We start from the raw sequence: 19,436 nt of genomic DNA, 5'->3' as shown, positions 1-19,436 counted from the left end.
CTTCGTATCGATGCCGCGGGGTCGCCCTAATTCTGCCATGGTGCACGCCGGACAGGATGCGTGGGGCGGTCGGGGCGTGCCCCCCCTCGGTGTGCCTGTTGCTACGGTGAAGGCAACCGCCCAAGACCCTCGAGCAGTATGGTCTGCTCGGCAGCAAGACACACCCGGATCCAGCCCTCGCCCGATCGCCCGAACGCGCTGCCTGGAGCCACCGCCACCCGGTCGCGCAACAGGAAGTGTTCGGCCCAGACGGCCACATCGCCGTTGCTGACGTGCGAGACATCCACCCACAGATAAAAAGCACCACCCGGACGCTGGTAGCGGATACCCCGCTCATCGAGAAGTGCGCACGCCGCCTCCAGGTTGTCACGGTAGTGCTCGCGCGAATCCGCCACATGCTGGTGGTCACCGGTGATAGCGGCGACCGCGGCATACTGGTCCGGCATTCCAACGCAGCTGATCGAGGCTTCCTGCACCGACCGCATGATCGCGGCAAGCCCCGGTGGGGTCACCAGGTAGCCGATGCGTGCACCGGTCATCGCGTAGGTCTTGGAGAGGGAGAAGACACTGAACACACGATCGTCGGAGTCAAGACTTGCGATGCTCACATGCGGGGCACCGTAGGTGAAGTACTCGTAGACCTCGTCACTGAGCACCCACAGGTCATGGAGTCGGGCAAAGTCGAGAATTGCGCGTAACTGCTGTTCAGGGAAGACGACCCCGAGCGGATTCGATGGCGAATTGATGATGATCACGCGCGTGCGGTCCGTGACCAGTCGCTCGAGTTCGTCGAGGTCGGGAGCGAAGCCGTGCTCTATCTTCAACGAATATGGCACCGGAACCGCCTCGAGCAAGCGGGCATTCATAGTGAAGGTGGTGTAACCGGGATCGGGCACGAGTACTTCGTCGCCAGTGGAGAGCAGCAGGCGCATCGCCTGAAAGAGGCCCTGGGTGGCTCCGAGAGTCACCCAGACCCGCTCGACATCCACGTGGATGTTGTTCTCACGGGCAAGTTTCTGCACGATTGCGGCCCGCAACGCTGGGATGCCGCCATTGGCCGAGTAATTCGTAAAATCATTGCGCCAGGCTTGCGCGCCCGCCGCGAGGATATGCGGCGCCACCGCGCGGTCCGGCTCCCCCACCGCGAGAGAGATCACGTCGTCGAGCTCGAGGGCGATCTCAAAAATACGCCGGATTCCGGACGGCGGGACCGATGCGATGTGAGGGGAGAGAGACGGCATACCGACAGGCTATAACCACATCCAGAACGATTACCATCGGGCCATGCCCACCCCAGTCGTGCTCGTTCACGGACTTCGCGGCTCATGCACCGAGTGGATGACCGTTGCCGACGCCCTCACCGCTCACGGGCACACAGTCGTCGCGGTGGAACTGCCCGGCCACGGAGCGCGCATCGACGAACCGTTTTCCATTGGCGAGTCGCTGGTGACCGTGGCTGTTGCCGTGCGGTCGCTCGGGCCGGCACCCGTGTTCATCATCGGGCGGGGTCTCGGTGGTCACCTCGCAGTGGAGTGTGGCTCGCTCATCGACACCGTAGGAGGTGTCGTGGCGATCGGCTGTGGCACGCAGGCGCTGAGCTGGATTCTCGACAGTTACCGAATCGCATCCGTCAGCACCCATCACATGCTGCCCGACAGCGGTGCCGCTATGAGCAGTGCCGCCTCATCTACTTTTGCGCGGGCCGAGTCCTCTGGCGGTGTGGCGCCCTCCGAGCATTTCGCAGACACCCTCCGCCAACTCGACGCCCTCGATACGGCGGCCGCGCTGCACCGACTGCAGGTGCCGATCTGGTTACTCAATGGACAGTTCGACCAGTTCTGGATGCAGGAGCGTGCCTTCCTGACCGCCGCCGCCGATCATCGACTCGTGCGCCAGAGCGGGGTGCGGCTTGCCGCCCGGTTCCGTCGGCCGCTCGACACGGCACGCCTGTTGCTCGGGATTCTCGACGGACAGCACCCAACACGGTCCCGCGCCACATTGCCGGATCGCTGACGCACTGGTATCGTAAGCGGTTGGCTTGCGTGGAACATTTGGTATCCGAATGGTTTCGCGAATCGCAGCCCGGATCCCTCAGCACTGGAGCCGGTTCGCGGCTGCCCTCAACCATTCGATTCACAGAGAAAGTTAGACATTGGCAAACATCAAGTCGCAGATCAAGCGCATCGGCACCAACAAGAAGTCCCAGGACCGTAACAAGGCCGTGAAGAGCGAAGTGAAGACCGCAGTGCGTTCCGCCCGCGAGGCCATTGTTGCCGGTGACGCTGCCAAGGCCGCTACCGCCCTCGCGCTTGCGTCGAAGAAGCTTGACAAGGCCGCAAGCAAGGGTGTCATTCACAAGAACCAGGCCGCGAATCGCAAGTCGGCCATCGCCAAGCAGGTCGCAGCACTCTAGCCACAGGTCGCAGCACTCTAGCCATTCAGTGCACGAGAAGCCCGTCACCCGTTGCGGTGACGGGCTTTCTGCGTCTGACGGGCTTTCTGCGTCTGACGGGCTTCGGCTGTGGTGTCGATCAGGTCGTGCCGCGGGTGCTGATCACACCGACCAGGCGCTCGAGCACGAACACCGGATCACGACCGGCACCCTTAATCGCGGCATCCGTTTGGGCGAGGAGTTCGATGCACCGGCCGAGGCCGCGATCGTCCCAGCCCTGCAGGTCACGCCGTGCCCGGTCCACCTGCCAGGGCGCAAGCCCGAATTGCTGGGCGAGCTGACCGGACCCGCCGCGCGCACCGGAGATCTTCGCCATAGTGCGGAGCTTGCTTGCAAAAGCAGCGACGATCGGCACCGGGTCTGCTCCGGAGGCCAGCGCATGGCGCAGCAGGATGAGGGCATCCCCGCGGCGACCCGCGATTGCGACATCCGCAACCCGGAACGCGTTGGTCTCGACCCGGCCCGAATAGTACTTCTCGACCGTGACCTCGGTGATCTCCGCGCTGGCGTCAGCCATGAGCTGCTGGCATGCGGCGGCGAGTTCGGCGAGATCATCGGAGAAAGCGCTGGTGAGAGCGCCGAGGGCACCGCTGGTGATCCGGCGATTCTCGGCCGCAAACTCCGCCGCTGCGAAGTCGAGCTTCTCCGAGTCCTTCTTCAGCTCGGTGCAGACAATCTCGATGCCATTGCCGAGTCCCCCGCGAATTGCGTCGAGCAACTTCTTGCCGCGCACCCCGCCGCCGTGCCGCAGCACAACATAGGTGTCATCGGCCGGTGATTCCAGATACTGGAGCGTCTCGGCGATGAAGGCATCCGTGCACTTCTCGACACCGCTCACCCGGATCAGGCGCGGCTCGCCGAACAGCGAGGGGCTGGCCAGAGTGATCAGCTCGCCCGGGCCGTAGTCATCCGCCCCCAGATCACTGATCTCGAGGCTGGGATCTTCCGCCCGCAGAATCTCGCGCAGCATGCGAATTGCGCGCTCGGCAAGAAAATCCTCGGTGCCGGAGACGAGCACCACCTGCGCCGGACGGATGCGGTCCCAGCCAAGTTGCGGGATCGATACGATGACTTTCGCCGTCTTGGCAGCGGATTTCGGTGCTGCGTTGCCTGCTGCTGCGTTGTCTGCTACCGACTTGCCTGCTACTGCCTTGCCTACCATATCTCCACCTCCCGCTGCTGTGTCTGACACCGCCCGCGTGCCACTGCGCTACCCAACGCTGCCCCGAACGGGCGCGAATGTGCGGGTGCCGCCCAGTTTATTGCGCCAGCACTGACAGGCCGACCGCTAGCGCGACAGCGCCTTCCCCTCCGGCAGCGGATGCTCCGTCCAGACCCGCACACCGCCGCCGGGCCTCGGCGACAGCAGAGTCAGCCCTTCGAGATCGGTGCGGGTTGGTGTGGTTCCGTTGTCAGCAAGTACACCGAGGAGCTTTTTGGTGGGGTGCCCATAGCTGTTGTCGAGACCCACTCCGATCACTCCGACGCTCGCGCGCACCGCCGCGTAGAGGCGTGGGTTCTGATCGGCGGAACCGTGATGCGCAACTTTGACGACATCCACCGGACCAATGCGATTAGCCGCCATCATGAGCGCCTGTGGTCGGTTGCCCAGGTCACCGAGAAAGAGCGCCGACAGGCAGCCTGTTGCGCACGCGCCGAGCCCGGTGAACCGCACCGTGACGCTGGCATCGTTGCCAGGCTCCACCGACCCGAGCCGTGCCCGCGGCCACAGTACCTCCCAGCCAAGTTCGCCAAGCCCGCCCATGAGGCCCTGACTGACCTGGCTGACGACCGCCCCACCACGGGCAAGTTGCCCGGCGATCCCGGATGCCCTCGAGCCATCGGCCGGTCCGATCATCGCCGCTGTGACTCGCCCGAAGACCGCCGGCGTGCCACCGACATGGTCGATATCCCAATGGGTGAGTACGAGGAGGTCGATGCGGTCGATGCCGAGTTGGTCGAGGCAGCGACGCAGGAGCTTCGGATCACGGCCGGTATCGATGAGTGCGATCTGCCCGAGACTGCGCACCAGCACCGCATCCCCCTGCCCGACATCGCAGGCCGCGATCTGCCAGTCTCTCGGTCGCGACAGGAGTTGCCTCGCGGAATCGCCGACCGTAATGCCTCCCGCCGCCACCAGAACGAGCGCGAGGGCAACCGAGGCGACCCTGCGAAAGCGACGCCCCCGCTGTGCGAGCAGAACCGTGAGAAGCAACCCGGTGATGACGGCAACCGAGATCACACCGACGGCCCCCTGCGGCCAGGGAAGTGCACCGCCAGGGAGCCCGGCGAAGAAGGTGGCGACGGCGGCAATCCACGCCGCAGGCAGCCAGGCCAGTGCCGCGACGGCCTGCCCGACCACAGGAACAATCGGCAGCAGCACACAGGCGATGAGCCCGAGGACGGTTGCGACCGGAGCCGCTGGCTCGGCGAGCACATTTGCCACGACACCATAGGTGGGGATACTCGGATTGAGCAGGATGAGCACCGGCTGGCATGCCAATTGAGCGGCCATGGGGATGGAGAGCACTGCGGCCAGCCAGATCGGCATCCAGCGGGACAGCAGTCGGGTGAGTGGCACGGAGAGCATCAGCAGGCCGCCGGTGGCGAGCACAGAGAGGATAAAGCCGTAGCTACGGGAAAGCCACGGATCGATGGCAAGCAGGATCAGGCTCGCCAGCGCAAGGATCGGGATGCCGCGCACCGGTCGCCCCCTGGCGAGCGCCGCGAGCACCAGTGCGGCCATCACCGCGGCCCGCAACACACTCGGCTCGGGAGTGACCAGAACGACAAACCCCACGAGGATCACGACCGATAGGGTCACCCGTGATGCACGCGGGAGGCCGACCGCCACCCCTCCGAGCATGACCAGCGCGATGACGACGGCACAGTTCGCCCCGGACACCGCGGTGAGGTGACTCAGCGACGTCGCCTTCATGGCGGTGTCGAGCGGCGTTCCGACCGCGCTGGTGTCACCGATGGCGAGGCCGGGAAGCAGGTCGCCGCCATCACCGGGCAGAGTACCCGCGGCATCCCGAAATCGAGCCCGTAGGCCGTTTGCCCACTCGAGATACCAGGGCGCTGTCGACTCGACGCGCACCTTGCGATCGGCAAACAGCCGGAATGCGACCTCGTCTGCCGGATCCGTCGCCGACAGAGTGCCGGCCAGCGTGACGGTCGCACCAACACCAATCGTCGCGGCGGGCCGCTCTGCGAACACCATGACAGGCGTGTTGACCGTCAGGGTGCGTGTGCCAAGGGTCACCCGGGCAAGCGTCGCCGAGAACATCACCTGGCTGGCGCTGTCACCCTGGGTGTCCGGCGCTGTCTGGGTTGCCTGCACTGTCTGGGTTGCCTGCACTGTCTGGGCATCCGCAGCGGTCTGGGTTGCCTGCACCGTCTGGGTGACCGTGGCGGTCACGGTGACAAAGCGACCAGCCTGCGCGGCATTGACCAGCACTTCAGGCTGACGGTCAGGAGCACGGATGGCGGCGACGCTGACGAGCAGGGCCGTGGCGGCGAGTGCGACCACAGCACCGCCGAGCAGTGGCTGCAGGCGCCCGCGTCCGCGCGCAAGCCCACGCCCACGCCCACGCCCACGCCCACGCCCGCCCACCATCAGCGTCACCAGCAGCGTCACCAGCAGGATGACTATCGTCGCCACCCACAGCGCGATCGCCGTACCGGGGAGCAGGAGGGGCGCCCCGATCAACAGTCCGACGCACACCCACGCGATCACTGCCGGCAGCGCGAGCCGCAGGTCCACAGTCACAGCATCACAGCATCACAGCGCATCGAAGCGCATCACAGCGTCACGAGATCCTTGAGCGAGTCAAAGGTCTTCTCCCCCACACCCGTGACGCTCATCAGATCTTCCAGCGCAGTGAATCTTCCGTTGGTAGTGCGCCAGTCGATGATGCGCTTCGCCATGGCCGGCCCCACTCGAGGAAGGGTCTCGAGCGCTGTTTGATCCGCAGTATTGATGTTGACCTTGCCACCCACGGCGCTTACTCCCGGAGTCACCGCGGGGGTCCCGCCGATAGTCGGCACGTAAATCTGCTCTCCGTCTACGAGGAGTCGGGCGAGGTTGAGACCCGACTGGTCGGCAGCCGCGTTGAATCCGCCCGCGGCAGCCGCCGCATCCAACGCGCGATCCCCATCACGAAGGAGGTAGAGACCCGGCTTCGCAACTGCGCCGAGAATATGGATGTAGATGGTCGCCGCGCCAGTCCCGGAGCGCCCGGCCCCACTCGCGCCCGGCGTCGCCGCCAGGGCCGGTGGCGTCACCGACTGGGATGACCCGTGCGACCCGAACGCACTCACCAGCACCGCGATGCCAAGACCGAGCAGCACAAGGACGACGGCCGCACCCACTCCCACCCTCGCGCGGACCGATCGGCGGGCGATGAGTGCGGCAGGCGGTTCCATGCCAGAAGGCTAGGGAGAATCCGCCGCCGCCCACGTCGCAAAAAGCCCGACCAGGGAAAATCCGACCGTGTGCGGCTCGGTGGAGGACTGGACCTGTGGGTACGGGTTTGTGGGGTACGGCTTTGTGGGTTACGGCTGTGTGGGTTACGGCTTTGTGGCGATATTCACGATGCGCGGAGCCCGGACGATCACTGTGACGACGGTACGGTCACCAAGTGCCCGCACGACTCCGGCAGAGGCTAGAGCCATCTTCTCGAGCTCGGCCGAGTCGATCTTGGGGTTCACCTCGGCCTTGTCACGCACCTTGCCGTCGACCTGGAAGACCGCGGTGACGATCGTTTCCACGAGCAGTGTCGTGTCTGCCTTGCGCCAGCCGAACATCGCAACGGGAGGCGGATAACCGAGCTGCTCCCACATTTCCTCCGCGGTGTACGGAGCGAAGAGTGAGAGCCCGAGGGCTACGGTCTCGGCGGCTTCACGCACCGCGCCATCCGCTCCTCCCGCTCCGCTGTCGATGACCTTGCGAGTGGCATTGACCAACTCCATGAGGCGCGCAACCACCACGTTGAACTTGAAGGACTCGATGAGACCGGGAGCCTCGGCGAGAAAGTGGTGGGTGACGCGACGCAGAGCCGCATCGCCGGTACGCCACTGAACCTCGGGTGCACTGGTGACATCCTGCGCGAGACGCCAGGCCCGGGCGAGAAACTTTGCCGAGCCGGCTGGCGAGACATCCTCCCAGTTGATGTCGTCTTCCGGAGGTCCGGCGAACACCATGGTCAGCCGGATCGCATCGACACCGTGGGTCGCGATCTCGTCACCGAGGTTTACCCCTCCACGGCTCTTCGACATCTTTGACCCGCCGGAGAGCACCATGCCCTGGTTGAGCAGGGCGCTGAATGGCTCAGTAAAGCTCACATAGCCGAGATCGAAGAGCACCTTGGTAATAAACCGCGCGTACAGCAGATGCAGGATGGCATGCTCAACGCCGCCGATGTACTGGTCGACCGGCGCCCACTTGTCAGCCTCCTGTGGATCGAAAGCACGATCGGCATCCCCGGGGCTGAGGAAACGCAGGAAATACCACGAGCTGTCGACAAACGTGTCCATCGTGTCGGGATCTCGACGCACGGCACGTCCGTCGGGCAGTGTGACGTTGACCCAGTCATGCGCGGCGCCGAGCGGCGAGACACCCTTGGGCTGCAGGTCGAGGCCCTCCGTCGACGGAAGACGCACCGGCAATTGCCCCTCCGGCACCGGGATGAGTTCGCCGTTCTCGGCGTGGAAGATCGGGATCGGGGTACCCCAGAACCGCTGGCGCGAGATGAGCCAGTCGCGCAGTCGATAGTTTTTCGACGCACGGCCATTGCCAGCGGCATCCAGCTGCTCGGTGATGCGCTTGATGGCATTGGACTTGCTCAGCCCGTTGAGGGAACCGGAGTTGATCATGCGACCGTCGCCGGTGAGAGGGATGCCGGTGTGGGCTGGATCGAGCGGCGGAAGATCGTCGGGCAGCTCTGCTTCGCCGGTCTCCGGATTGATCGGCAGCACCGGGATGGCGCCGGTCACCGGCTGGTTGGTGTCGACCACCACGCGCACCGGCAGGTCAAATTTGCGGGCGAAGTCAAGGTCGCGCTGGTCGTGGGCGGGAACAGCCATGACGGCACCGTGACCGTAGTCGGCGAGTACGTAATCCGCAGCCCAGATCGGGATGCGCTCGCCATTGATCGGATTCACGGCGAACCGGTCGAGGAAGACGCCGGTCTTCTCGCGGCTCGCGTCCTGGCGCTCGATCTCGGTGGTCTTCTGCACCTGCACGAGATAGTCAACAAAGCTCGCTCGTACGGCATCCGTCGAGCCCGCGACAAGCTCGGCAGCAAGGTCGGAATCCGGTGCGACAACCATGAAAGTGACGCCGTACAGGGTGTCGGGGCGGGTGGTGAAGACACTGATCGTCGCCTCATGCCCTTCGATCACGAAGTCGACATCCGCCCCCTTCGATCGACCGATCCAGTTGCGTTGCATCGCGAGCACCTTGGGCGGCCACGATCCCTCCAGCTGGTTGAGGTCGTCGAGAAGACGGTCGGCATAGTCGGTGATCTTGAAGTACCACTGGGTGAGCTTCTTCTTTACAACGACGGCCCCGGAACGGTCGGAGGTTCCGTCGGGCAGCACTTGCTCGTTGGCGAGAACGGTCTGGTCGACCGGGTCCCAGTTGACCCAGGAGTCCTTGCGATAGGCGAGGCCCTTCTCGTACATCTTGAGGAACAGCCACTGGTTCCACTTGTAGTATTCGGGGTCGCTCGTGGCGATCTCCCGATCCCAGTCCACCGAGGTTGCGTACTGCTTCATCGATTCGGACTGCTGTGCGATATTGGCGTAGGTCCACTCGCGAGGGTCGACACCGCGCTTGATTGCGGCATTTTCCGCGGGGAGTCCGAAGGAGTCCCAGCCAATCGGATGCAACACGTTGAAGCCCTGCTGGCGCCAGTAGCGCGCGAGCACATCCGCGAGGGCGAACGCCTCGGCATGCCCCATGTGCAGATCGCCGGACGGGTAGGAGAACATGTCGAGGATGTACTTGCGAGGACGCTTGTCATCGGGATCATCGGTGCGGAAGGACTTCAGCTCGTCCCACCGCGGCAACCATTTCGCCTGGAGCGCCGCGGGATCGTAGCGCGGGCCTTGTCCACCGGTTTGGCCTGCGTCAGTGCGGGCTTCGGCAGTGCGGGCTTCGGCAGTGCGGTCTTCTGGCGTACGGTCTTGTGCCACGAAAATCTCAATTCATTGAAAACGTTGGGGACGGCCAGCTGACGCCGCGGCCAGTGTTCAAGGGTATCGAACCCAACCATGGGCGGTGGCACGCCTCTTCTGGAACGTGCGGGAGTTATGCGGGAGGTGCAGCGCCCAACACCGCGAGCAGCACGGCGGCCTTGAGCTTCACCTCGGCTACTTCCTCCTGGGGCACGGACAGCGCGGTGATTCCACCGCCACACCCCACGGTCGCGCCGTCGGAATCGAGCAGGATGCTTCGGATCACCATCGACAGCTCGACCCGGCCGTCGAGCCCGAAGTAGCCGAACGCGCCGGCGTAGACGCCGCGGGCGCGGCCTTCAAGCGAATCAAGGATCGTGACCGCGCTGAGCTTCGGTGCGCCGGTCATGGATCCCGCGGGGAAACAGGCAGTGACCGCGTCAATAGCAGTCAGCCCCGCGGCGAGCTGACCTCGCACAGTGCTGACCAGCTGATGAACATGGGCGTACGTCTCCACCACGAGCAACCGGGGAACGCTCACCGAACCGATCTCACTCACCCGGGCGATGTCGTTGCGCATCAGGTCAACGATCATCAGATTTTCGGCGCGTTCCTTATCGCTGGCGAGCAACTCCGCCGCGAGCGCCTCGTCGATCTCCCTGGTCTCACCGCGGCGACGTGTGCCCTTGATCGGGTGCGACTCGATGGTGCCGTCGGGTGCAACCGAGAGAAAGAGCTCGGGCGACGAGCTCAGGAGCGAGACATCCCCCGCACGAAAATACGCGCCATGATGACTCGGATTCGCTTCTCTCAGCGCCAGATATGTCTCAAACGGATCGGGGGTGGACAGCACACGCGCCTCGGTCGTGAGACAGAGCTGGTAGGCATCGCCCGCTTCGATGGCGGCTTGGCAGGCCATGATCATGCGGGAGTAGTGATCATCGCTGTCTGCCCACGCCACATCAACGCACGCTGGCGGTGTGGGGGGCGAGGCGGCGCTGACAGCGGTGCTGAGAGCGGCGGAGAGAGCGGGCAGCAGCCCGAGCACCATCGCATGCAGCGTGTCGACTGCCGGGGGTTCCAGCCCGAGCACCGTGACAGAGCCCGAAGAATGATCGAAGGCGATTGCGAGATCCACGAAGAGAAGCGAGGCATCCGCATATCGTGAGCGGTAGGCGGATGGCGCACCCATAGTTTGCGCGCGTAATTCATAACCCAACCAGCCCACCCATCCGAGTCGGAAGCCCGTCGAGGTGGACGGCTCCGGTGCACGGAGCTCCCCACGCAGGAAGTCGAGGAGGTCACCCGAGTGCGTGTCACCGTCAACGGTGATCGTGCGGAGCGCCACCGAAGCCGTGAGCGATCTGGTGCCGAATCCGAGGTAACTCATGCCGGATGTGGCATGTATCCCGGAGTCAAGCCAGACGGCAACGGAATGATCTCCACGGAGCGCTGCAGCCAGACTGGCCGGATCAATCCAACCTGGCAGTGGTGATTCGTGGACCCGGTGACGCATACCCTAATCCTATGAGTGAGTCGACCGTCTACCGTTGGCACACGAGCGGGCTGCACCACCATGACGAGGGTGGCCTGATCGACTCGACGATCATCGCGGCAGATTCCTGGCTGGTCACCGAGGGATCGGTGCTTGCCATCGAGCTGCATCGGCAGCGTTTTTTCCTCGCCGCAAACGGACTCATCGACGACCTCGACCGGTTCTGGCATGCATCGATCGCGGCGATTCCCCGCACCGGGGATTGGTTTCCGCGGGTCGAGCTCCAGCGGCAGACCGATGCTGTACTTCCGGTATTCCGCTTGCGCAGCGCACCCGAGCTGACCCGATCCGTGACACTCGCGAGCCACCACGGTCCGGACCCGCGGACCACCCCGCGCACCAAGGGACCCGACATGGCTGCTCTGCTGCGCATCCGCACCGATGCACAGGCGAATGGTGCCGGTGAAGCGGTGATCCTCTCCCCGGAGGGATTCGTGGTCGAAGGTGCATACAGCTCACTGTTCTGGTGGCGGGGAGACGTGCTCTGCGCACCCTCCCCCGAGCTCGACCGGGTGGATAGCGTCACAGCGCGTTCGGTGTTTGCCCTTGCGGCGGCACGTGGAGTGCAGACCCACTCCGAATCGATCGTGCCAGCCGAGCTTGACGGCTGCGAGATCTGGGCGATCAGTGCACTCCACGGCATCCGGATAGTCACTGGGTGGATCGATGGACCGGCGCCGGCGGAATTACCCGGCCGACTGTCAGCCTGGCGCCTCCGTCTCGATCGGCTGCGGCAGCCGCTGCCCTGATAAGACCTGACCTGACCAGACCGCCTTTCCGAACCGCCGCGACCCCGCTCTCCGCGGGGCCCACGGCCAGCCCGGGAAAATCGGATGTTGGCTGGCTAAGCTCTCCCGCGTGAACGACATCCTCGGCTGGATCCTCGATACCGTCCGCTCTGTGGACCCCGTGCTGCGCACAATAATCGCCGGCGTCGGGATGCTACTGGAGACCTCGATCCTCGTCGGGCTGATCGTACCCGGTGACACGATCGTGCTCGTGTCGGCGACAGGAATCGCTGATGGGGCGCAGTACCTGGCGCTGCTGATATCGGTGATCGTCGGGTCCCTCACCGGGGAAAGCATCGGTTTTGCACTCGGTCGCTTCTTCGGCCCACGAATTCAGGCGTCGAGACTCGGGCAGCGCCTCGGCGAACACAATTGGGTGCGTGCGAAGACGTACCTCGACCGGCGCGGGGGAATCGCCGTATTCGTCTCACGATTCCTGCCGGTACTGCACGCGCTCACCCCGCTCACCGTCGGCATGAGTTCCATGCGGTACCGCAAGTTCCTGGCGTGGACCGTTCCAGCCTGCGTACTCTGGGCCACGGCCTACGTCTCGGTGGGCTGGTTCGCCGCCGATTCATATCGCCAGCTGTCGAATCAGCTGCATTCCGCTGGCTATCTCTTCGCCGGGATAATCGGCGCATTCTTCGTCATCGTGGTGCTGGCGAAGAAAGCGATCACCCGCGCTGAAGCCCGCCATATGCGTCGGGAGCAACACCACACAGGCGAAGTGCCCGGGCATTAGCCCGGGCACTTCGCCTGATCGCTACAACGACGCTATTTGAGCAGGCCGTTCTTGGTGAGCCACGCCTTGGCGATTGCCGGCGCTGCCTTCTGATCGGTCACGCTTTCGGAGTTGAGGCTCACGAGATCGGACCGTGACAACTTGGCACTCACCGCGTTCAGGATGTCGGCCGCCTTCGTCGTGACCTTTTTTGTGACGATCGGCGCAACATTGTCCGGGAAGAACAGGTTGTCGGGATCCTTGAGCACGACCAGGTTGTCGGTCTTGATCAGTGGGCTTGCGGTGTAGATGTTGGCGAGCTGGATCTTGTTGTCGAGCAGAGCCTTCACGGTGAGTGGACCGCCACCATCTTCGATCGCGGTAAGACCAGCGGTGGTGATGCCGTACTTGGCCTTCAGTACATCCGGACCATACGGACGGGTTGCCAGCTCGGAGTTGCCCCCGACGAGGATCGGCTCGGTGACGTTCTTCAGCGAGGCGATGTCGGTGAGCTTGTATTTCGCGGCGAACGCCGCGGTGACGGTCCACGAGTTCTGGTCGGCTGCCTCCGCTTTGTCGAGCACGCGAAGGCCGGTCGGCAGCACTGAAGCGAGGTCCTTCGCCACGGCATCTGCCGAGCCACCGGCCGCTTGCTTGTTGAGCGCCTGGTCGAGGCTTCCGATGTACTCGGGGAAGACATCGATCTTGCCCGATTTGAGCTCCGGGAGGTACACCTCGCGCTGACCGATCTTGAACTGACGATCGACGGTGAATCCACCGTTTTCGAGAGCCTGCGCATAGATTTCGGCGACGATCTCGTTGGAGTAATAGTCCTGCGATCCGACCACGAGGGTGGTCTTCGCTTCCGTGCTCGAGCCTCCGGAAATGGGGTTACTCGACGCACACCCTGAGAGGGCGATTGCTGCCCCAACCACGACCGCGCCGAGTGCGACGAGCCGGCCTTTTCTTGCTGTGAACATGTGATTGCTTCCTTAATGTGAGGGGGATTAACCCGGGGCCGTGCGAGATCGAGTCGATCGCACACGGACATCTTGAGGTCGTCCGGCAGAAACTCCCGCGGGGACGACGAGGCGCTGGACGATGCTGAAAACCGCTTCGGAGGCGATGGCGAGCACGATCACGATGATCGATCCAGCCAGCATCTGCGGGTAGTCGTTGGTCTTGAGCCCGAGGAAGATGAAGTGCCCCAGTCCTCCACCACCCACGTAGTCTGCGAGCACCGCTGTTGCGATGACCTGGAGGGATGCGGTGCGCAGCCCCCCGATCAGCAGAGGAAGACCGAGGGGCGCCTCCACCCGACCGACAATCTGTAACTCGGTCATCCCGACGGCACGGGCGGCGTCGATTGCGCGCCGATCTACTGCTTCGAAGCCCGCATACGCTCCGGCGAGTACTGAGGGAATCGCCAACACCACGAGGGCAATGAACGGGGCGAGCAAACCGACATTCACGATCAGGGCAATGATGATCAGCAGCCCGAGGGTCGGCAGGGCACGGATGGCGCCCGACACCCCAATCGCGAGCGATCGCCCCCGACCGGTATGGCCGATGGCGTAGCCAAGGGGGATCGCGATGAGCGATGCGACGGCGAGCACACCCAGGCTGATCAGCAGATGCTGCTCCACTCGGGTTTCGATGCCGTTGCGCCCCCCGTAATGGGACGGATCCAACGCCCAGAGGATGCCCTCCACAAAGAGATTCATGCGACCACAGCCAGTCGCGCCCGGCGGCGCTCGCGACGGCTCACCCGGCCGGAGTTGACGGCGACCCACGGCATCAGGATCCGCCCGAGCAGCACGAGCAGTCCGTCGACACCGAGCGCGAGGATGATCGTGAGCACGATCCCGGTGAGGATCTCGGCGCCGATACCACGCTGGAAACCATCGGTAAAGAGGGATCCGAGACTGCTGATCCCGATCACGGCCCCCACGGTCGTCAAGCTGATGGTGCTCACGGCGACGACCCGAATCCCCGCGAGCAGCACCGGGCCAGCCAGCGGTAATTCCACCCGAAAGAACTGGGACCGCCCCGAGAATCCGACCCCGCTGGCGGACTGGCGAACATCGGGGTCGACCGAAGCGAGACCATCGGCGGTGGTGCGCACCATGAGGGCGAGCCCGTAGAGCGTGAGCGCAACCACCAGATTGATGGAGTCTCGTAACCCGGTGCCAATGATCAGCGGGAGGATGATGAACAGCGGAAGCGACGGGATGGCATAGAGCAACCCGAAGCCGGTGAGCAGCGTTCCCCTGCTCCAGGCGTAGCGATTTGCCAGCCAGCCGATCGGCACTGAGATCACGAGACTCAGAATGATCGGAGGAATCGCGATAAGCAGATGGGCGACAACAAGCTGGCCGATCAGGTCACCGTTATTGACCAGCCAGTTCACAGCGCCGGCCCGCCAGCGCTGTCGATCAGAACCCCGGCAGCTCGACCGTCAGCATCCACCAGGATGTCGCCACTCGGCGAGCTCCGGATGCTCAGCTCGCGCTTACCCCTGTCGGCACCGATGAAAGTGGCGACGAAATCGGTGGCTGGCGCCGAGAGGATCTCGGTGGGCGAGCCGACCTGCGCAATACGGCCGCCCTTTTCGAGGATGACCACCTGGTCGCCGAGCAGAAAGGCTTCGTCGATGTCATGGGTCACGAAAACCACGGTCTTGTCGAGTTCAGTCTGCAGGCGCAGGAGCTCGGTCTGCAGCTCCGCGCGCACGATCGGGTCGACTGCGCCGAACGGTTCGTCCATCAGCAGGATGTTCGGGTCTGCGGCGAGACCGCGAGCGACGCCGACGCGCTGCTGTTGGCCACCAGACAGCTGGCTCGGGTAGCGATCGGCCAGTGATCGGTCGAGACCGACCGTATCCAGCAGGAGGAGGGCATCCTGCCTCGCCTGCTTCTTGGGCACCCGATTGAGCACCGGAACGGTGGCGACATTGTTGATCACCGTGAGGTGGGGCAGCAGCCCGGAATTCTGCATCACGTAGCCGATACGGCGGCGCAGCGCGACCGGCTCGAGGAGCGCGGTGTCTTCACCGTCGATCTCGATCCTGCCGGAGGTCGGATCGACCATGCGATTGATCATGCGAAGCAGGGTGGTCTTGCCCGAACCGGATGATCCGACCAGCACCGTCGTCTTGCGCGACGGGATCACCAGGCTGAAGTCCTCGACGACGAGTGTGCCTCCGGGGAATTGTTTTGTGACGCTGCAGAATTCGATCATGGGGGCGGCTCATTCCTCGTGGTCATCACGAATCGACACTTGCCGGACTCACCTAGCTAAACACAATTATTTGCAAGCACTATTCTGGGCTGTCAAATCTTGTGAAAAGCTGACCGCGAGGGCATACATCTTCAGAACCGCCGCGAAACCTGCGGGACACCGTCCCCGCAGCCTCAGGCGCACGCAGCTCAGGCCTGGCGTGGATCTCCGTAGAAACCCGTCAGATAGTGCTTCGAGATGGTCATTGCCTCGTCGATGAGCTTCGAGTCTCCATCCGCGTTGTAGGTGAATGCGCGCGAGAGCAGCGAGTCGGTTATTACGATGACGACCTCGAGGTGGTGGGCAAGTTCGTCGAGTGGAAGACCGAATCGCTCAGCCATGGCTGCAGCACCCGCGGCGGCAACAACGGCACTTCCCGACTGGGCAGACAGGGACGGGCGCACGTCGAGCACGTCACCGAGGCGAAGCGATCGAAAGCCGGGGAAGGACCGGAATGCGGTGGTCATGCCGACGATGCAGGCGCTGGTGGCATCCCACCAGGTCGTGTGGGCGGGATCGAGAACGGTCTCGCGGGTGGCGTCGACGAAGATGCCGAGCGAGCGAGCACTCAGGCTCTGCAGAACGACGATTCGATCGGGGAAGTAGCGGTACACGGTGCCGATCGACGCTCCGGCTCGTTCGGCCACCATGGCAGTGGTCAGTCGCTCGTACCCGATCTCATCGATGATTGCTGCGGCGGCATCGAGAAGGCTTGCGAGCCGAGCCGTGCTGCGTGCCTGCACTGGTTCGTTGCGCAACAACGCAGCACCGTCCGGTGCAGTTTCTGTTTGGGTGTGGTTCGTCAATGCAACTCCAATTTAGGTCAAAACGTATACTAACGCGCCCCCGAGCCGGGGGCACGTATTTCTTGCGATTAATTCAGGATCTGTGGAATTTCACAGATACGAATGCAAACGCATGCACTCCCCGATGGTCCGAGAAAGGCACGGGCGACCCGCAGTCGTGAAAGACTTGGGCAATGGCACGAACCCCGAAGGCGTCAGCGACCGCGACCGGAGCAGAGCCGATTCTCCATCTGGCGGCGCGTGCCGAAGACGCGATACACGACCTGCGGGAGCGATTTGCACGCCGACGCGGGCAGATCCCCACCATTGTGCCCTACGCCGGCTACGGAGCACCGGGATGGGTGAGGGTGCTGTGCCGTGTGCTGCTCACCAGGCCGACCGAGGGAAATGATCCGCGCTATAAGAAAATCCGCGGATGGCGGAGCTTCACCAGCGTGCCTGTGCATGACACGACGGTCACGATCGGGATCGGGGAGGTCGAGCAGCGGGTCGTCGCCGACCGCGGTGGGGTCGTCGACACGGTGCTGGAAGTCGACCTCGAACCGGGTTGGCACACCATCACCCTGCGCACCGATGAGACGGAGACGGTGGAGGCTCGGGTCTTTATCGTGGATCCGACAGTGACCGTCGGCATCATCTCGGATGTGGATGACACGGTGATGGTCACAGCCCTCCCTCGCCCATTCCTCGCCGCCTGGAACACTTTTGTGCTCGATGAGCACGCGCGACGACCGGTTCCGGGCATGGCGGTGCTGTACGAGCGACTGACACGGTCGCACACGGGTGCCCCGGTGTTCTATCTCTCGACCGGCGCGTGGAATGTGGCGCCGACCCTCACCCGCTTCCTGTCGCGCAACCTCTACCCCACTGGTCCGCTTCTCCTCACCGATTGGGGGCCGACTCACGACCGCTGGTTCCGTAGCGGCCGCAACCATAAGGTCGACACGCTCACCCGTCTTGCGCGCGAGTTTCCCGGCATGCGCTGGTTGCTGATCGGGGATGACGGACAGCACGACGAAGAAATTTACGGCCAGTTCACCGAGGCACACCCCCAGAACGTCGAAGGGGTGGCGATCCGCCAACTCTCGAACAGCGAGGCGGTTCTTGCCGGTGGCCGAAGCAAGTCGGATGCCCAGTCGAGCAGTTCGGTTCCGTGGGTTTACGCTCCAGATGGCGCGGGCCTCGCCGAGCGACTGGCCGACTCGGGGCTTCTGTAGGGGTCCCGCGCGGCCGGTGTCCGGCACCGGAAGCACGAACCGAGAGCTAGCGCCAGGCGGTCGGCCCAGCGGACCCCGCGCGATAGCTGTCGATCGGCACCGTGCCCGCTCGCCAGGTTGACAGAATCGGCGCCACGATGCGCCAACATTCTTCCACCGCATCTGCCCGCACCGACAGCGTCGCATCGTCGCTCAGGATCCCGTGCAGCACTTCGCCGTAGGGTCCGAGTTCTCCAGCGGCGAACTCGGTGCCGAGCGTGACGCGGTCGAGGGTGAATGGATCCCCCTCGCCGTTGATATTGAGGTCGAGTCCGATGCTGTCCGGGGTCAAAGAGATGGTGAGCCGCGCGGGCCCCGGGTTACCGGTGAAGCCGTAGGGCCGGTGCGGCACATCCTTGAAGGTGACGATGATCTGCTGGCGCCTCTCAGCGATGGCTTTTCCCGATCTAAGTCGGAATGGAACACCCGCCCAGCGCCAGTTCTCGATCCCGACGGTCACTTCCGCAAGCGTCTCGGTGTCGAGCTCCTGATGCACTCCGGCCTCGTTCACGTAGGCCGGCAGTTTTCGGCCATCGATCGTGCCAGCCGTGTAGCGGGCACGGCGGCCGGCGGCAACCGGGTCGCTTTTCCAGGCGTGAGTGGCGCGCAGTACCTGGGCCATCGATCCGCGCAGGTCGTCCTCATCGAGACTCGACGGTGGCTCCATGGCGGCGAGCGCCATCACGAGAAGCAGATGGCTTTGAATCATGTCAACGAGAGCACCGGCCGTGTCGTAATAGCCCGCCCGTGCCTCCAGACCCAGGGTTTCGTCGAAGACGATGTCGACGCGTTCGATGTGCTCTGCGCTCCAGACCTGCTCGAAGATGCGGTTGGCGAAACGGAGACCGAGCAGGTTGAGCACCGTCGACTTTCCGAGAAAGTGGTCGACCCGGTGGATGTGCTTTTCCGGCAGCAGCCGTGCCAGTTGCCGGTTGAGCGCCCTGGCACTGCGGAGGTCGGTACCGAACGGCTTCTCCAAGCCGAGTACGGCGCCCGCCGGGAGGCCGACCTTCTCGAGTGCTGCGATCGAGGCAATAGTCACCTGCGGCGGGAGAGCGAAGTACAGCGCCGGTGTGCCGGTGGTTGCAGCAAGGATGCGGGTGAGATCGGCCGGGTCCGTGACGTCGGCCTGGAGGTAGACCGAAGTCGTCGCCACAGCGGTCGACCGGCTGCTGACGACTTCACCGGCGGCAAAGGATTCGACGACACGGTCGCGCCACTCGGCATCCGTCATCGCATCGAATCCCACTCCGATCAATCGCAGGTCGTAGCCCCGGGAGCTTCTGAGCAACTGGCCGAGGCCGGGCAACAGCAACCTCTTGGCGAGGTCCCCACCCGCTCCGAGGATGACAAGAGTGCCGATTCGGTCAACCATCAGCACAGGCTACCTCTGCCAC

General features: G+C 64.1%; 17 protein-coding genes. 5 read left to right on the top strand and 12 right to left on the bottom strand.

Going from position 1 to position 19,436, the window contains the following annotated elements; genetic code table 11:
* Window positions 1-101 precede the first annotated feature (101 nt).
* Window positions 102-1,241, bottom strand: a complete 1,140-nt coding sequence (locus tag IWX88_RS04665; RefSeq protein WP_196827613.1) for a pyridoxal phosphate-dependent aminotransferase — start codon at window positions 1,239-1,241, stop codon at window positions 102-104.
* A 43-nt stretch (window positions 1,242-1,284) separates the two neighbouring features.
* Between IWX88_RS04665 and IWX88_RS04660 the strand changes: the two genes are divergently transcribed.
* Window positions 1,285-2,013 carry an alpha/beta fold hydrolase gene (locus IWX88_RS04660; protein ID WP_196827611.1) on the top strand — a complete coding sequence of 243 codons (729 nt, stop codon included), beginning with the start codon at window positions 1,285-1,287 and terminating at the stop codon, window positions 2,011-2,013.
* Window positions 2,014-2,152: 139 nt separating this feature from the next.
* The gene (rpsT, locus tag IWX88_RS04655) at window positions 2,153-2,413 is read left to right on the top strand and encodes a 30S ribosomal protein S20 (RefSeq protein ID WP_196827609.1); all 261 of its coding nucleotides are present in this window, start codon (window positions 2,153-2,155) and stop codon (window positions 2,411-2,413) included.
* Between the two features lie 118 nt (window positions 2,414-2,531).
* Here rpsT and holA read toward each other — a convergent pair whose 3' ends face one another.
* The 5 genes from holA to IWX88_RS04630 form a co-directional block, all read right to left on the bottom strand.
* On the bottom strand, window positions 2,532-3,614 hold the full coding sequence (holA, locus tag IWX88_RS04650; RefSeq protein WP_231368762.1) for a DNA polymerase III subunit delta: 1,083 nt from the start codon (window positions 3,612-3,614) through the stop codon (window positions 2,532-2,534).
* Window positions 3,615-3,740: 126 nt separating this feature from the next.
* Window positions 3,741-6,224, bottom strand: coding sequence for a ComEC/Rec2 family competence protein (locus tag IWX88_RS04645; RefSeq protein WP_196827607.1), 2,484 nt, complete (start codon window positions 6,222-6,224; stop codon window positions 3,741-3,743).
* 32 nt (window positions 6,225-6,256) lie between these two features.
* Window positions 6,257-6,880, bottom strand: coding sequence for a helix-hairpin-helix domain-containing protein (locus IWX88_RS04640; RefSeq protein ID WP_196827605.1), 624 nt, complete (start codon window positions 6,878-6,880; stop codon window positions 6,257-6,259).
* Between the two features lie 144 nt (window positions 6,881-7,024).
* Window positions 7,025-9,652: a leucine--tRNA ligase gene (gene leuS / locus IWX88_RS04635; protein WP_196827603.1), complete on the bottom strand. Its 2,628-nt coding sequence runs from the start codon at window positions 9,650-9,652 to the stop codon at window positions 7,025-7,027.
* Window positions 9,653-9,767: 115 nt separating this feature from the next.
* Window positions 9,768-11,150 carry an anthranilate synthase component I family protein gene (locus IWX88_RS04630; protein WP_196827601.1) on the bottom strand — a complete coding sequence of 461 codons (1,383 nt, stop codon included), beginning with the start codon at window positions 11,148-11,150 and terminating at the stop codon, window positions 9,768-9,770.
* A gap of 11 nt (window positions 11,151-11,161) precedes the next feature.
* Here IWX88_RS04630 and IWX88_RS04625 point away from each other — a divergent pair, with 11 nt between their 5' ends.
* Complete coding sequence (locus IWX88_RS04625) at window positions 11,162-11,938, top strand: aminotransferase class IV (protein WP_196827599.1); 777 nt, start codon at window positions 11,162-11,164, stop codon at window positions 11,936-11,938.
* A gap of 109 nt (window positions 11,939-12,047) precedes the next feature.
* Complete coding sequence (locus tag IWX88_RS04620; RefSeq protein ID WP_196827597.1) at window positions 12,048-12,719, top strand: DedA family protein; 672 nt, start codon at window positions 12,048-12,050, stop codon at window positions 12,717-12,719.
* Between the two features lie 32 nt (window positions 12,720-12,751).
* Here IWX88_RS04620 and IWX88_RS04615 read toward each other — a convergent pair whose 3' ends face one another.
* From IWX88_RS04615 to IWX88_RS04595, 5 genes are all read right to left on the bottom strand, one after another.
* On the bottom strand, window positions 12,752-13,678 hold the full coding sequence (locus tag IWX88_RS04615) for an ABC transporter substrate-binding protein (protein WP_196827595.1): 927 nt from the start codon (window positions 13,676-13,678) through the stop codon (window positions 12,752-12,754).
* Between the two features lie 27 nt (window positions 13,679-13,705).
* Complete coding sequence (locus IWX88_RS04610) at window positions 13,706-14,422, bottom strand: ABC transporter permease (RefSeq protein ID WP_196827593.1); 717 nt, start codon at window positions 14,420-14,422, stop codon at window positions 13,706-13,708.
* Window positions 14,419-15,108 carry an ABC transporter permease gene (locus tag IWX88_RS04605; RefSeq protein ID WP_196827591.1) on the bottom strand — a complete coding sequence of 230 codons (690 nt, stop codon included), beginning with the start codon at window positions 15,106-15,108 and terminating at the stop codon, window positions 14,419-14,421. The genes IWX88_RS04610 and IWX88_RS04605 overlap by 4 nt, the downstream gene beginning before the upstream one ends.
* Window positions 15,105-15,938: an ABC transporter ATP-binding protein gene (locus tag IWX88_RS04600; protein ID WP_196827589.1), complete on the bottom strand. Its 834-nt coding sequence runs from the start codon at window positions 15,936-15,938 to the stop codon at window positions 15,105-15,107. Before IWX88_RS04600 ends, IWX88_RS04605 begins: the two co-directional genes overlap by 4 nt.
* 188 nt (window positions 15,939-16,126) lie before the next feature.
* Window positions 16,127-16,783: a TetR/AcrR family transcriptional regulator gene (locus IWX88_RS04595; protein ID WP_196827587.1), complete on the bottom strand. Its 657-nt coding sequence runs from the start codon at window positions 16,781-16,783 to the stop codon at window positions 16,127-16,129.
* Window positions 16,784-16,956: 173 nt separating this feature from the next.
* Here IWX88_RS04595 and IWX88_RS04590 point away from each other — a divergent pair, with 173 nt between their 5' ends.
* The gene (locus tag IWX88_RS04590) at window positions 16,957-18,000 is read left to right on the top strand and encodes an App1 family protein (protein ID WP_196827585.1); all 1,044 of its coding nucleotides are present in this window, start codon (window positions 16,957-16,959) and stop codon (window positions 17,998-18,000) included.
* Between the two features lie 46 nt (window positions 18,001-18,046).
* On the opposite strand, the gene IWX88_RS04585 is transcribed toward IWX88_RS04590, so the two are convergent.
* On the bottom strand, window positions 18,047-19,414 hold the full coding sequence (locus IWX88_RS04585) for a glucose-6-phosphate dehydrogenase (RefSeq protein WP_196827583.1): 1,368 nt from the start codon (window positions 19,412-19,414) through the stop codon (window positions 18,047-18,049).
* Window positions 19,415-19,436: the final 22 nt, after the last annotated feature.

It is taken from the genome of Frigoribacterium sp. CG_9.8 (genome assembly GCF_015751965.1).
In the GTDB taxonomy this organism is placed as follows: Bacteria; Actinomycetota; Actinomycetes; order Actinomycetales; family Microbacteriaceae; genus Lacisediminihabitans.
Note: the sequence above shows the minus strand (reverse complement) of the source record. Positions and strands in the feature narration are given on the sequence as shown.